This is a genomic window from Streptomyces sp. MspMP-M5, from assembly GCF_000373585.1.
Lineage (GTDB): Bacteria > Actinomycetota > Actinomycetes > Streptomycetales > Streptomycetaceae > Streptomyces.
On the sequence record NZ_KB891962.1, the window covers coordinates 158,713 to 172,899 of the forward strand.

10 protein-coding genes are annotated in these 14,187 nt (G+C 77.1%); 4 read left to right on the forward strand and 6 right to left on the reverse strand.

Features of this window, described 5'->3' with window-relative positions:
* Positions 1 to 10: 10 nt before the first annotated feature.
* On the reverse strand, positions 11 to 2,419 hold the full coding sequence (locus B073_RS0138055; protein ID WP_018543300.1) for a glycoside hydrolase family 65 protein: 2,409 nt from the start codon (positions 2,417 to 2,419) through the stop codon (positions 11 to 13).
* Positions 2,416 to 3,180: an HAD family hydrolase gene (locus tag B073_RS0138060; protein ID WP_018543301.1), complete on the reverse strand. Its 765-nt coding sequence runs from the start codon at positions 3,178 to 3,180 to the stop codon at positions 2,416 to 2,418. The genes B073_RS0138055 and B073_RS0138060 overlap by 4 nt, the downstream gene beginning before the upstream one ends.
* Positions 3,181 to 3,394: 214 nt before the next feature.
* Here B073_RS0138060 and B073_RS0138065 point away from each other — a divergent pair, with 214 nt between their 5' ends.
* On the forward strand, positions 3,395 to 4,261 hold the full coding sequence (locus B073_RS0138065) for a universal stress protein (protein ID WP_018543302.1): 867 nt from the start codon (positions 3,395 to 3,397) through the stop codon (positions 4,259 to 4,261).
* 89 nt (positions 4,262 to 4,350) lie between these two features.
* On the opposite strand, the gene B073_RS0138070 is transcribed toward B073_RS0138065, so the two are convergent.
* From B073_RS0138070 to B073_RS0138085, 4 genes are all read right to left on the reverse strand, one after another.
* On the reverse strand, positions 4,351 to 5,712 hold the full coding sequence (locus B073_RS0138070) for a nicotinate phosphoribosyltransferase (RefSeq protein WP_018543303.1): 1,362 nt from the start codon (positions 5,710 to 5,712) through the stop codon (positions 4,351 to 4,353).
* Positions 5,713 to 5,770: 58 nt separating this feature from the next.
* Complete coding sequence (locus B073_RS0138075) at positions 5,771 to 6,070, reverse strand: DUF1876 domain-containing protein (protein WP_018543304.1); 300 nt, start codon at positions 6,068 to 6,070, stop codon at positions 5,771 to 5,773.
* A gap of 118 nt (positions 6,071 to 6,188) precedes the next feature.
* A complete protein-coding gene (locus B073_RS0138080; RefSeq protein WP_018543305.1) occupies positions 6,189 to 7,058 on the reverse strand; it encodes a universal stress protein in 870 nt (289 codons plus the stop codon).
* Positions 7,059 to 7,227: 169 nt separating this feature from the next.
* Positions 7,228 to 8,193: a LysR family transcriptional regulator gene (locus B073_RS0138085; protein WP_018543306.1), complete on the reverse strand. Its 966-nt coding sequence runs from the start codon at positions 8,191 to 8,193 to the stop codon at positions 7,228 to 7,230.
* A 118-nt stretch (positions 8,194 to 8,311) separates the two neighbouring features.
* Here B073_RS0138085 and B073_RS0138090 point away from each other — a divergent pair, with 118 nt between their 5' ends.
* The 3 genes from B073_RS0138090 (at position 8,312) to B073_RS0138100 (ending at position 14,131) form a co-directional block, all read left to right on the forward strand.
* Entirely contained in the window at positions 8,312 to 9,682 is a 1,371-nt protein-coding gene (locus tag B073_RS0138090; RefSeq protein ID WP_018543307.1) for an aminopeptidase P family protein, read from the forward strand.
* Positions 9,683 to 9,827: 145 nt separating this feature from the next.
* Positions 9,828 to 10,994, forward strand: coding sequence for an exonuclease SbcCD subunit D (locus tag B073_RS0138095; RefSeq protein ID WP_018543308.1), 1,167 nt, complete (start codon positions 9,828 to 9,830; stop codon positions 10,992 to 10,994).
* A complete protein-coding gene (locus tag B073_RS0138100) occupies positions 10,991 to 14,131 on the forward strand; it encodes an AAA family ATPase (protein WP_018543309.1) in 3,141 nt (1,046 codons plus the stop codon). The genes B073_RS0138095 and B073_RS0138100 overlap by 4 nt, the downstream gene beginning before the upstream one ends.
* The last annotated feature ends 56 nt before the right edge of the window (positions 14,132 to 14,187 follow it).

The window sequence follows — 14,187 nt, forward strand, 5'->3', positions numbered from 1 at the left end:
GAAGGCGACTTCAACTGTCCGGCAGGGCGATGGTGCGCGTCGTGCCCGGGGCGACGGTGAAGGGGCGGCCGCACAGCCGGACGCGGATCGCGGCGTGTTCCGAGTCCGGCACCGTGATCCGCACCGTGCGGTCGGCACGGATGCGCAGGTCGATGTCCCGGTGGCGGCGGTAGCGGATTCGCACGCCGAACTTGGACAGCTGGGGTAGCGGCGCCGGGTCCAGCCACAGGGCGCGGTCCCGGGTCTCCAGGCCGGTCATCCCACGCTGCACGAAGTCGACGGTGCCGGCCATCGCGCCCAGGTGGATGCCCTCCGCGGTGGTGCCGCCCTGGACGTCCGCGACATCGCCGGTGAGGGCCTCCGCGCAGTACGCCCAGGCGTCGTCCCGGCGCACCCGGGCCAGTACCCAGGCATGGACCACGGAGCTGAGCGTCGAGCCGTGACTGGTGCGCCGCAGGTAGTGGTCGACGGTCGCCCGCCAGCCGTCGTCGTCGAGGCGGTAGCCCAACTGCTCGAAGAGTCCGGCCAGTTCGGAGGGCGGGAAGAGGTAGCCGAGCATCAGCACGTCGGCCTGCTTGGACGCCTGGTAGCGGTTGACGCTGTCGCCCTCCGCCTCCAGGATCCGGTCCAGTCGCCGGATGTCGCCGTAGCGGGCGCGGTAGCCCGCCCAGTCGAGCTCGGCCAGCCGCTCGTAGCCCGCGAACTGGCTGATCAGGCCCCGGTGGAAGGGGACGTGCAGGCGGTGCGCGACGTCGTCCCAGTACTGCCGCTCGTCGTGGGCGAGCGCCAGCCGCTCGAACAGCGCCCGTCGTCGCGCCTCGGGCAGCCGGCGGCACAGGTCGAGTGCCCGCGCCAGCACCCAGGCGGCGGTGACGTTGGTGTAGGCGTTGTCGTCCAGACCGGGCAGGTCGGCGCCCGGATACGCGTCGTGGTACTCGTCCGGGCCGACCACCCCGCGGATGCGGTAGCGCGCGAGCGCCGGGTCCCACTGGGCGCTCGCCGCCCAGAAGCGGGCGATCTCCAGCAGCATCTCGGCGCCCCTGGTGTGCAGGAACGCGGTGTCGCCGCTGGCCTGCCAGTACCGCCACACGTTGTAGGCGATCGCCGAACCGACGTGGTGCTGGAGGTGGGAGTGGTCCGGCAGCCAGCGGCCCGAGCGCGGGTTGAGGTGCAGCCGCTGGGTCTCCTCGCGGCCGTCGCTGCCGCTCTGCCACGGGTACATCGCGCCCGTCCGGCCCGCCTCGCGCGCCGCCCGGCGGGCCGCCGGCAGCCGCCGGTGGCGGTAGTCCAGCAGGGCCCGGGACACCTCCGGGAAGCGCAGGTTGAGAAACGGCAGCACGAACAGCTCGTCCCAGAAGACGTGCCCCCGGTACGCCTCGCCGTGCAGGCCGCGGGCCGGCACGCCGACGTCCAGCCGCGCGGTGTGCGGGGAGACCGTCTGGAGTACGTGGAAGACGTGCAGCCGCAGGAGCCGGCCGGGCTCGCCGGGGACGTCCAGCCGTACCTGCCGCCACAGGTGCTGCCAGGCGCGGTGGTGCGAGGCGAGCAGCCGGGGGACGGCCGGGGCGCGGCGGACCGCCTCCAGGGCCGCCGGGAGCGGCGCCGCGCGGGCCAGGTCGCGCGAGGTGTGCAGGGCCACCGTCTTGTCGACGGTCGCCGGGGAGCCGGGCCCGACGGGGACGGTGAACACCCGGCGGGCCGCGCGGGGCGCGAGGGCGGTGCGGGCGGTGCCGCCGCGCGGCGCGACCCGGGTGCGGGCGGCCAGTGCGATCGTGACGCCGGAGCTGCGGGTGCGGCACCGCAGCCAGAGGACGCCGTCGTCCGCCGCACCGGTCTCCCAGTCGGTGAGGTGGGAGTCGGCCAGGTCGCGGTAGCGGGCCACCCCGCTGTTGCGGACGTCGCCGTCCAGCTCCGCCGCCACCTCCACCTCCCCGGACCAGCCCTCGGCGGTGAACACCGCGCGCTGGACGGCGAGATCGGGCTCGCCCATGTGCACCAGGCGGCGTTCGGTGACGGTCAGCCGCCGCCCGGCGCCGTCCTCGTAGGACGACCAGCGGGTCAGGGTGCCGCGGCGCAGGTCCAGTGTGCGGCGGTGGCCGGTGAGCTGGGGGTGGTCGGGGGAGAGCCAGGGGCCGGGCTCCGTGGCGTCCGCGGGGCGGATGCGATAGCGCAGCGGCAGCCAGTCGGGCAGGTTGACCAGGTCCTCGTTCTCCACCCGGAGGCCGCCGACGACGGAGGTCAGCCGGTTGTAGACGCCGGCGGCGTACGTGCCCGGGTAGTGGGTGGGGCCGCGCGGGGTCTCCGGGGCGGCGCCGCGGGTGGCGAAGCGGCCGTTGCCGAGCGTGCACAGCGCCTCCCGCAGCCGCTCGTCCTCGGGGACGTACCCCTCGTACGTCCAGGTCCAGGCCGGCGCCGTCATCGGGCCGCCCCGGGGGCCAGCAGCTCGCCGGGGTCGGTGACCACCACGTCGGCGCCGCGGCGGCGCAGCTCGGCCGCGTGCCCCGGGGCGCCGCTCCGGTCGACGCCCACGACCAGGCCGAAGCCGCCGCGGCGGCCCGCCTCGACGCCGGCCTCGGCGTCCTCCAGCACGGCCGCCTCCCGGGGCGGGACGGCCAGTCGCCGGGCCGCCTCGGCGAAGAGCGCCGGGTCCGGTTTGCCCGGCAGGCCCAGCCGCGCCGCCTCGTCGCCGTCCACCACCGCCGCGAACAGCTCCAGCAGTCCGGCCCGGGACAGCAGCTCGGTGGCGTGCCGGGACGCGGACACCGCGGCGCAGCCGACGCCCGCGCCGCGCAGCGCGTGCAGCAGCCGCACACTGCCCGGCCACACGGTCGCCCCCCGCTCCCGCAGCAGCGCGGTGTAGACCTCGTCCTTGCGGGCCGCGACCGCCGCCACGGTGCCGGTGCCGGGCGGGTCGCCGGGGGAGCCGGGCGGCAGCGCCAGGCCGCGGGAGGCCAGGAACGCGGCGGCGCCGTCCAGCCGGGACCGGCCGTCGACGTGGCGGAGGTAGTCGTCCACCGGGTCGAAGGGGCGCTGTCCGCCCGCGGCCGCCAGGCAGGCGTCGAACGCCGCTCGCCAGGCCGCAGCGTGCAGCCTCGCGGTGTCGGTGAGCACACCGTCGGTGTCGAAGACCACGGCCCGCACCGGGCGCAGACACGCGGCCAGCGGTGACGCGGCGGACATGGCGGGTCCCTCCGGCAGCCCTGGTCGGCAACTCGTCCCTCCATGGCACCACGACATCCGCGCCGGGGCTGCTCCTGGCCGCCCGCGGGCCTGGCGGGCCCGGGCCCCCGGGGCACACGATGGAAGGGGCCGAGGGCGCGACCGGCCGCCGCGGTGCGGGCCCGGCGCCCGCCCGGCACGGCCACGGCCCGAGCGACGGAAGGCGGTGGGGACGATGGAACTCCCCCTGGTCGTAGGCGTGGACGGATCGGACGCCGGGCTGCGCGCCCTGGACTGGGCGGTGGACGAGGCGGTGCGCCACGGCCTACCACTGCGCCTGGTGTACGCGTCCCAGTGGGAGCGGTACGAGGGAGTGGCGCCGCGGGAGGACGCCCCCGAGGAGCAGGCGATGGCCGACCGGGTCGTGGCGTCCGCCGCCGAGCGCGCCGCCCGCCGCAACCCCGAGGTCGAGGTCTCGGTGCAGGTCCTGGCCGACGACCCGGTCGCCGCGCTGCTCCGCGAGGCGCCCTACGCCACCGCGGTCGTCCTCGGCTGCAAGGGGCGCGGGGAGTTCGCCGATCTGCTGCTGGGCTCGGTCAGTCTGTCGGTGGCGGCCCGCGCCCGGCATCCGGTGGTGGTGGTCCGCGGCGACCGGGCCGGGCTGGAGAGCGGCCACGACCGGGTGCTGCTCGGTGTCGGCGACACCGCCCAGGGGTCCGCGGCCGTCCGGTTCGCCTTCCGGGAGGCGGAGGCCCGCGGCTGCGTCCTCGACGCGGTGCGCGCCTGGCGCTGCCCCGCCTACGAGACCGCCGACCGCGCGCAGCGGGCCGCGGGGCCCGAGCACCACTACGAACACCAGGCGTCGGAGCTGGTCGACGCCGCGGTCGCCGAGGAGGCCGAGGCACATCCGACGGTGCACGTCCGGCGCACCACCGTGGAGGGGCCGGCGCACAAGGTGCTGGTCCGGCGGTCCGCCGCCGCGGACCTGCTGGTGCTCGGCGCCCGGCAGCGGCACGGCCACTTCGGGCTGCAGCTGGGCCGGGTCGGGCACGCCGCGCTGCACCACGCGGCCTGTCCGGTCGCGGTGGTGCCGCGGGGCTGAGGCCGGCCGGTCGGTCGCGGCTCGGACCCGCGTCGCCGGGCATCCGGCCGCGTCCGTGCGCACCCGGCCGGGTCAGGGCGCGCAGGCCCTCAGGCGTAGTGCTCGTACGGTGCCAGCACCGCCCGTTCGATCCGCCGCCGGACGTGCTCCGCGAGGGTGGCCAGCGGTGTGGAGACCGACGGCGGCACCGGGACCGGCGACCGGATGGCGCGGGCCGCCGCCGGCAGCTCCGCGAGGTCCGCCGCCAGCCGGGCCCGGGCGTCCGCCAGCGGGGTCCGCGGCGCACAGCGCACCCCGTCGCGCATCAGCGTCTCCAGCAGCGGCACACTGCCGGCCGGCGCCGGCTCCTCGGCCAGCCCGATCACATCGCGGCAGCCCGGGTGCCGGAAGACCTGCTTCCGGCCGGGCGCGGTGACCTTCGCCGACGACAGCTTCATCACCGGCCGGCCGTCGTACGCCACGAGCTTGTACGCCGAGTCGAGATACGGCGCGTCGGCGCTCACCCCGACCCGGGTGCCCACCGCGAACACATCGATCGGCGCCCCGGCCCGCACCAGGTCGTCCACCGCGAACTCGTCCAGCCCGCCGCTGGCCACGATCCGCACCCCCGGCAGCTCCGCCCGGTCCAGCATCGCCCGGGCGCGGACCGCCAGCGCCCCCAGATCGCCGCTGTCCAGCCGGATCGACGCCCCCTCGGCGCGGTCCAGGGCGTGCAGCACCCGGGCCGCCGCGGCCACCCCGGAGTCGACGTCGTAGGTGTCCACCAGGAGCGTCACCGGCCCCGGGTGGGTCCGCAGGAAGGCGGTGAACGCGGCCTCCTCGTCCTCGAACGCCTCGATGTACGAGTGCGCCATGGTGCCCACCGCCGGCAGGCGTTCGGCGTGCGCCGCCGCGACGTTGCTGGTCCCCGCGAAGCCCGCCATCGCCGCCAGCCGCGCGGTGCGGAAGCCCGCCTCGGCGCCGTGCGTCCGCCGCAGCGAGAAGTCCACCACCGGCCGCCCGCGGGCCGCCAGGACGCACCGTGCGCACTTGGCGGCGATGGCGGTCTGGTGGCTGAGCTGGTTCAGTACGAAGGTCTCGACGAGCTGGGCCTGCGGCAGCGGCGCGGTGATCTCCAGCAGCGGTTCGCCGGCCAGCACCACCCGGCCCTCCGGCACCGCCCGCACCTCGCCGGCGAAGCGCAGCCCCAGCAGCGGCGCCAGCTCCGCGACCGGCCGGCGCAGCGCCTCGGCGAACACCTCGACGTCCTCGGGCCCGATCCGGAAGCGGGAGAGGTAGTCGAGCACCGACTCCGCCCCGGCGGCGACCAGGAAGCCCCGCTCGGCGGGGAGTTCCCGGACGAAGCAGCTGAAGGTGGCCGGCCGGGTCATGCCCTCGCGCAGATACGACAGGGCCATGGTCACTTCGTACAGGTCGGTCGTGGTCGGACCGGCCGTCGTCGCGTCCGGCATCACCGGCTCCTTCCCGGGGCGGGCCGGGGCGGTGCGGCCCACGGGCCCGCGGGCGGTCTCAGGCCAGCTCGTCCGCCCAGCCGTAGAGGGTGCGCCGCTCGTGCCCCGGCGGCGCGGCGCCGGCGCCCGCCAGGTCGCGGTCCGCCAGCCGGATCAACTGCCCGGCGAGGTCCTTCATGGCCCGGCCGGCCGCCAGCTCGTCCCCGATCACCGGGACGTCGGGGTCCTCGGGGTTGCAGCGGGCCCGGCCGTGCCCGGTCAGCGACCGGGTCCCGGTGTGCAGCTCCACCCGGGCCCGGGTCGTCCCGTCCTCCTCGGTGACGGTCAGCCGGACCGGCCACTCGGTGCTCTTCGCCATGGCTCACCTCCGCGGTGTGCAGGGGCCGCGCCGGGCGGAATCCGCTCGTCGTCCCCTGCCACCCATTGTTGGAAGAAACCGCCCGGCCCGCCTGTCCGTGCGGGGCGCGGCGGACGGCTCACTCGTGCGGCACCAGCGCGACCGGGCACGGCGCGTGGTGCACCACCGCCTGCACGACGTGGCCGATCCGCGGCGCCGGGAAGCGCAGCTTGTGCCGGCGGCCGACGACCAGCAGCGCGGCGTCCGCGGCGTCCCGCAGCGCCGCCCGCACCGGGCCCTCCAGCTCGACCCGGGCGTCCACCGCGACCTCCGGGAACTTCTCCTGCCAGGGCCGCAGCGCGTCCGCCAGCTGCTGCCGGGCGTCCGCGACCGTCTGCTGCGCGGCGATCGGCTCGACCCCGCCGCCGCGGTTGTACGCGTGCGCGGGCAGATGCCGGCCGTGCACCACCCGCAGCGGGACGCCCCGCCGGGCCGCGCTCCCGAAGGCGAACGACAGCAGCGCCTCGCAGGGCTCGTGCAGGCTCAGCGCGGCCGTCACCGGGGCGCCGGGCGCCTGCGCCGCGGCGCCCAGCGGAGCCCGGACCAGCACCGTGGGGGTCTGGGTGTGCGCCACCACCTGGAGGCCGAGCTCGCCGATGGTGTAGCGCGCCACCACGCCCACGTCCCGTGACCCCAGGACCAGCAGCGACGACTGGCCGGCCGCCTCCTTCAGGGCGGTCAGCGGGTCGTCGGCCACCAGGGCCTCCTCCACCGGGAGGTCCGGGTGGCGGTCCCGGACGGCGGCCCGGGCCTCGTCGATGATCCGGTGCGGCCAGTAGTTCCGCTGGTCCTGGCCGTCCGGTCCGGGCTCCGGCTCCGGCCCCAGCAGCACCCAGGCGTGCAGCAGCCGCAGCCGGGCCCGCCGCAGCTCCGCCTCGTGGGCCGCCCACAGCGCGGCGGCGGTCGCCTCGGGTGTCCCGTCGACACCCGCGGTGATCACGTCCTGCATGACCTCACCTCGTTCCCGGTCCGCTCGCCGCCGACGGGCGCGGCGGCGAGCCGCATTTCCAGTCTCCGACGGACCGGCGCCCGGCACCGGGCGGGCGGCACCCGGCCGGGTGGCCCGGCGGCGCTGGAGCGGACCGAAGCGAGGGCCCGTGCCGTCCGGGTACGGCGGTTCAGGCCGGCGGAGGCGCCTCCTCCGGATGCTGCCGCCGCCAGCGCGCATGGGCCGGGCTGCCGGGGCGGGCGTCGAGATGGGCGGCGCGCACCCGCCGCAGCACCGCCTCCCCGTGCCGGGCGAGCGGGCCGTCGTGGTGCCAGGCCAGCAGATGCCGGTACCACAGCGGGTTCCCGGCCAGCGGACGCACCGCGACCCCGGGCACCTCGATGAACGTGGCCTGACACAGGCTCACCGCCAGCCCCGCCCGGACGATCTCGACCAGCTGCCGCCCCTCGGCCTCGTAGGGGATGCGGAGACCGCGGCCGGTCCGGGCACAGACCGACGACCAGTGCTCGCGGGTGCGGTCGCCGTCCATACGGGGCGCCGCCCAGTCCTCCTCGGCGAGCCGCTCCAGGGACACCTCCGCCGCGTCCGCCAGCGGATGGTCCGCCGGCAGCAGCGCGAAGAGCGGCTCGGTGACGAGCGGCTGCAGCAGCACCCCGTCGGGTGCCGTCGGCTCCTGGCCGGGGTGGGCGCCGAGGACGGCGACCTCCAGACGGCCGGCGCCGAGGTCGTCCAGCAGCGGCCCGGACGCGTGCTGCCCGCGCGCCGTCACCTCCGCGTCCGGCAGCAACTCCCGCACCGCCAGCAGGAGATGCCCGAGGAACGGGGTGCCGACCGAGCCGACGCGGAGGCGGGTGGGGGCCGCGGCGCGGCGCGCGACCCGCTCGGTGTCGGCGAGGAGCTGGTCCACGCCCGGCAGGATGGCGTGCGCCCGGGCCAGCACCAGTTCGCCCAGCGCGGTGGGCGCCGAGCCGGCCCGCCGGCGGTCGAACAGCGCGCCGCCCAGGAGGTGTTCGATCCGCCGCAGCTGGGCGCTCAGGCCCGGCTGGGTCATGCGCAGCGCCGCCGCGGCCCGGGTGAGGCTGCCGGCCTCGGCGATCGCGCACACCACGCGCAGATGCCGTATCTCCAGATCCATGAGCGGATGTTATGGACCGCCGGGAGGTTCCCGACAGGGTGTGCCGTCCCGCAGGCTCATGTGGCGTCCCGCCCCCTGTCGGGAGGGCGCCCCCAACCCTGCCGACGAGGAGGAACCCATGACCGGAGCCCGCCCCACCGCCTGGCACACCGTCAGCCACGATCTGCCCGTCTCGCCGGAGCTCGAACGGTTCCTGGCGGGCGGCTGGGCGCCCACGCCGCTGCCCGACGGGATCCGGCTGCCCGCCGCCGACCGCACCCCCGCCCGCCGCCGGCGCCTGTCCGCCCGCTTCCCCGGCGAACGGCTGCTCGTCCCCGCCGGGGACCTCACCGTCCGCTCCAACGACTGCGACCACCGCTTCCGGCCGCACAGCGCCTACGCCTGGCTCACCGGCCTGACCGGCGAGGACCAGGCCGGCCACGTGCTGGTCCTGGAGCCCGACGGGCCGCGGGGGCACGAGGCGGTGCTCTACCTGCGGCCCCGTTCACCGCGCAGTGACGGGGGCTTCTACCGGGACCGCCGGTACGGCGAGTTCTGGGTCGGCCGCCGCCCCGACCTCGCCGAGGCCGAGCGGATGACCGGCCTGCGCTGCGTCCACCTCGACGAACTCGGCGCGCTGCCCCCGGGTCGCAGCGCCGCCACCGACGGCGAACTCGCCACCGTCCTCAGCGAGTTGCGGCTGGTCAAGGACGCCTGGGAGATCGCCCAGCTTCAGCTCGCCGTGGACCACACCACCACCGGATTCGAGGACGTGGTCCGCGCGCTGCCGCGGGCCCTCGCCCACCCGCGCGGCGAGCGCTGGATCGAGGGCGTCTTCGGCCTGCGCGCCCGTGCCGAGGGCAACGGCACCGGCTACGAGACCATCGCGGCCGCCGGCGCACACGCCTGCGTCCTGCACTGGATCCGCAACGACGGCCCGCTGGACGCCCGGCAACTGCTGCTCCTGGACGCCGGCGTGGAGACCGACACCCTCTACACCGCCGACATCACCCGCACCCTGCCCCTGTCCGGGCGCTTCTCCCCGGTGCAGCGCCAGGTGTACGACGTGGTGCTGGCCGCCCAGGAGGCGGGCATCGCGGCCCTGAAACCGGGCGCGCGGTTCCGCGACTTCCACCGCGCGGCGATGCGGGTGATCGCCGAGGGCCTCACCGACTGGGGCGTCCTGCAGACCCCCGAAGGGGACCTCCACCGCCGCTACACCCTCTGCAGCAGCGGCCACATGCTGGGCCTGGACCTCCACGACTGCGCCCGGGCGCGCGCCGCGGCCTATCTGGACGGGGTGCTGGAGGAGGGGCAGGTGCTGACCGTGGAGCCCGGTCTCTACCTCCAGCCCGACGACGAGACGCTCCCGCCCGCACTGCGCGGCATCGGCATACGGATCGAGGACGACCTGGTGATCACCGCCGACGGGGCACGGCTGCTGTCGGGCGCCCTGCCGCGGACGCCGGACGCGGTGGAGAGCTGGATGGGAGAGCTGACGGAGGGCTGAGCCCCCGCAGCGCCCAGGAGGCCGATGCGGGCCCCGGCACCGGCAGCGACTAGCGTGGTCGCCTGCGGAGACGCCCGCCCGGGTGGACAAGGGCCGGCGACGGTGTGGAAGGAGCGGAGAACATGCAGGTCGGAGCGGTGCCCCGGTGAGATTCCTGCACACCTCGGACTGGCACCTGGGCCGGTCCTTCCACCGCGTGAACCTCCTGGCCGCCCAGCGCGCGTTCCTCGACCACCTCGTCGAGACGGTCCGCACCCGGGACGTCGAGGCGGTGCTGGTCGCCGGCGACGTCTACGACCGCGCGGTGCCGCCGCTCGCCGCCGTCGAGCTCTTCGACGACGCCCTGCACCGGCTGGCCGCGCTCGGCGTGCCCACCGTCATGATCTCCGGCAACCACGACTCCGCCCGCCGCCTCGGCGTCGGCTCCGGACTGATGCGCCGGGCCGGCATCCATCTGCACACCGACCCGGCCGACTGCGCCACCCCCGTCGTCCTGGAGGACGCGCACGGACCAGTCGCCTGCTACGGGCTGCCCTACCTCGAACCGGCCATGGTCCGCGACACCCTCGGCGCCCCGCGCGCCGACCACGCCGCGGTGCTCGGCGCGGCCATGGACCGGGTCCGCGCCGACCTCGCCGAGCGGCCCGCCGGCACCCGCTCGGTGGTGCTGGCGCACGCCTTCGTCACCGGCGGCACGGCCAGCGACAGCGAGCGCGACATCACCGTCGGCGGCGTCGCCTCGGTCCCCGCCGCGGTCTTCGACGGCGTCGACTACGCGGCCCTCGGCCATCTGCACGGCTGCCAGACCCTCACCGAACGAATCCGCTACTCCGGCTCGCCGCTCGCCTACTCCTTCTCCGAGGCCGCCCACCGCAAGTCGTCCTGGCTGATCGACCTCGCCGCGGACGGCGGCGTGACGGCGGAGCGGGTGGACTGCCCGGTGCCCCGCCCGCTGGCCCGCCTCCGCGGCCCGCTGGAGCAGCTGCTGGACGACCCCGCGCTGGCCCGGCACGAGGACTCCTGGGTCGAGGCCACGCTCACCGACAGCTCCCGCCCGGCCGAGCCGATGGCCCGCCTGGCCAAACGCTTCCCGCACACCCTCAGCCTGGTCTTCGACCCCGACGAGGCCCCGGCCCGCCCCTCCGCCTCCTACGCCCAGCGGCTGCGCGGCCGCAGCGACCAGGAGATCGCCGAGGACTTCGTCGCCCATGTCCGCGCCGGCCGCGGCGCCGACGCCGCTGAACGCGCCGAACTCCGGTCGGCCATCGACGAGGTACGGGCCGCCGACGCCGTCGAGGAGGTGGCCCGATGAGGCTGCACCGGCTGACCCTCACCGCCTTCGGCCCGTTCGCCGGCAGCCACACCGTCGACTTCGACCGGCTCGCCCGCGACGGCCTGTTCCTGCTGCACGGCCCGACCGGCGCGGGCAAGACCTCCGTCCTGGACGCGGTCTGCTTCGCGCTCTACGGCTCGGTGCCCGGCGCCCGGCAGAGCGGCCAGGCCCTCCGCAGCGACCTGGCCGACCCCGCCACCCCCACCGAGGTGGTCCTCGAACTCACCGTCGCCGGGCGCCGGTTGGAGATCACCCGGCTGCCCGAGCAGCCGCGCCCCAAGAGGCGCGGCACCGGCACGACGAAGGAGAAGGCGCAGAGCCGCCTGCGGGAGTTCGCCCCCGCTGCCGACGGTGCCCCGGACGCGGGGGAGTGGCGTGCGCTCAGCCGCTCCCACCAGGAGATCGGCGAGGAGATCGGGCAGCTGCTCGGCATGAGCAAGGAGCAGTTCTGCCAGGTGGTGCTGTTGCCCCAGGGCGACTTCGCGCGCTTTCTGCGGGCGGACGCGGAGGCCCGGGCCCGGCTGCTCGGGCGGCTCTTCGACACCCGGCGGTTCGCCGCGCTGGAGGACCAGCTCACTGCTCGCCGCAGGGCCGCCGCCGACCGGGTCGCGTCCGGCGACGAACGGCTGCTCGCCCTGGCCCACCGCATCGCCCAGGCCGCCGGCGACACCCCGGACCTGGCCGACCCGTCCGTCCCGGCACTAGCCGCCCGGCCCGCCGTGCCCGCCCAGGCCGGGCCCGCCGGCCGCGGCGCCCGTACGCCCCGCGGCACCGCACCGGCCCGCCCGGCGGACCCGGACGGCGCCGCCGCTCCCGGCCCCGGCGATCCCGGCTTCGCCGACGCGGTCCTGGCCCGGGCCGCCGTCGCCCGGTCCGGCGCGCGCGAACGCCTGGACATCGCCCGGGCCGCGGTCGCCGCCGCCGAGACCGCCGAACGGGCCGCGGCCGGGCGGCTGGAGGAGGCCCGTGAGCGGGACCGGCTCCAGCGCCGCCACGCCGACGCCCGGCAGCGCGCCGACCGGCTCGCCGCCCGCACCGAGGAACGCGACCGGCTCCGCACCCGGCTGGAGCGGGCCCGCGCCGCCGCCGAGGTGGCCCCCGTCCTCGACCTCCGCGACGCCGCCTGGCGGGAGCTGGCCGCCGCCCAGGACGCCGAACGCCGCCACCGCGCCCCACTGCCGCCCGACCTCACGGACGCCGAGGGTGACCAACTCGCCGCGCACGAAAGGGAGTTGCGCTCCACCCTCGGCTCCCTCTCCGCCGCCCGGCGGGCCGAACGGCGCGCCGCCGACCTCGTCCGGGAACGCGCCGGCCTCGACCGCGAGGCCCGCGCCGACGAACAGACCCTGCTGGACGCCGCGGAGTGGCTGGCCGACTGGGACGCCGCCCGCGAGGCCCACCGGCGCCGCATCGACGACGCCCAGGAAGCCGTCCGGCGCGCCGAACAGCTCGCCGCGCAGCTCGCCCCGGCCGCCGAGCGGCTCGCCGCCGCCCGCCGCCGCGACCGCATCGCCGCCGAACTCGCCGCGGCCGAACGGCAGTTGCTGGCCGCCCGGGAGCGCGCGGCGGCGGCCCACGAGCACTGGCTGGACCTCAAGGACCGGCGGCTGCGCGGCATCGCCGCCGAACTCGCCGCCAACCTGACGGCCGGCCGGCCCTGCGCGGTGTGCGGGGCCACCGCCCACCCGGACCCGGCGCGGGCCGGCGCCGGCCACGTCGACCGGGCGGCCGAGGAGGCCGCGCAGACCGCCCACCGCCGCGCCGAGGACGCCCGGCAGCAGGCGGAGGACCGCTGCCAGTCCGTCAAGGAGTCCCTGGCCGCCGCCACCGCTGCGGCCGGCGACACCCCGACTGCCGAACTCGCCGCCCACGTCGAGCAGTTGACGACGGAGGCGGACCACGCGCACGCCGCCGGCGCCCGCCTGCACGCCGCCCGCGAGGAACTGACCCGCGCCGAGCAGGAGTACGAGCGCCGCCGCGACGACCGCCAGCGAGCCGAGCGCCGGGCCGCCGCCCGCACCTCCCACCGCGAGGCCCTGGACCGCGAACGGGCCGCCCTGGAGGCCGAGTTGGCCGAGGCCCGCGGCGACTGCGCCAGCGTCGCCGACCGGGCGGCCCGGCTGGAGGCGCAGGCCGCTCGGCTCGCCGCCGCGGCCGAGGCGTCCCGCACTGCCGCGGCCTGCGCCGAACGCCTGAAGGAGGCCGACGCCCGGCTCTCCGACGCCGCCTACCGCGCCGGCTTCACCACCCCGCAGGACGCCGCCGACGCCGTCCTCCCGGACGCCGAACGCCGGGCTCTCCAGCAGCGCCACGACGACTGGCAGGCCGAGGCCGCCGCCGTCGCCGCCGAACTGGACCGTCCCGAACTCCGCGCCGCCGCGGCCCTGCCCGCCGTCGACCCGGACGCCGCCCGCACCGCCCACCAGGCCGCCGCGGCCCGGCTGCGCACCGCCACCACGGCCCTCGCCGCCGCCCGGGAACGTCACGCCGCCCTCGACCGGCTCTCCGCCGACGCCGCCGCCGACGCCCGCGCACTGGCCCCGCTGCGCACCGCCTACGACCGCATCGCCCGCCTCGCCACGCTGGCCGCCGGCACCTCCGCCGAGAACGAGCGCCGGATGCGGCTGGAGTCCTACGTCCTGGCCGCCCGCCTCGAACAGGTCGCGGCCGCCGCCACCGCCCGCCTGCACCGGATGTCCGCCGGCCGCTACACCCTCGTGCACTCCGACGAACGCGCCGGCGGGGCCCGCCGCTCCGGCCTCGGCCTGCACGTCATCGACGCCTGGACCGGCCAGGAACGGGACACCGCCAGCCTCTCCGGCGGCGAGACCTTCTTCGCCTCGCTCGCCCTCGCCCTCGGCCTCGCCGACGTCGTCACCGACGAGGCGGGCGGCACCCGGCTGGACACCCTCTTCATCGACGAGGGCTTCGGCAGCCTCGACGAGCAGACCCTCGACGAGGTCCTCGACGTCCTCGACGGCCTGCGCGAACGCGACCGCAACGTCGGCATCGTCAGCCACGTCCCCGACCTCAGAACCCGCATCCCCACCCAACTGGAAATCATCAAGAACCGCGCCGGCTCCACCCTCCGGCACCGGACACCGGCCGGCACCTGACCGACTCACGGGCTGCCTTCGCGGCGTTACCCGGTACGTGTGCAGGCCGGCCGCAC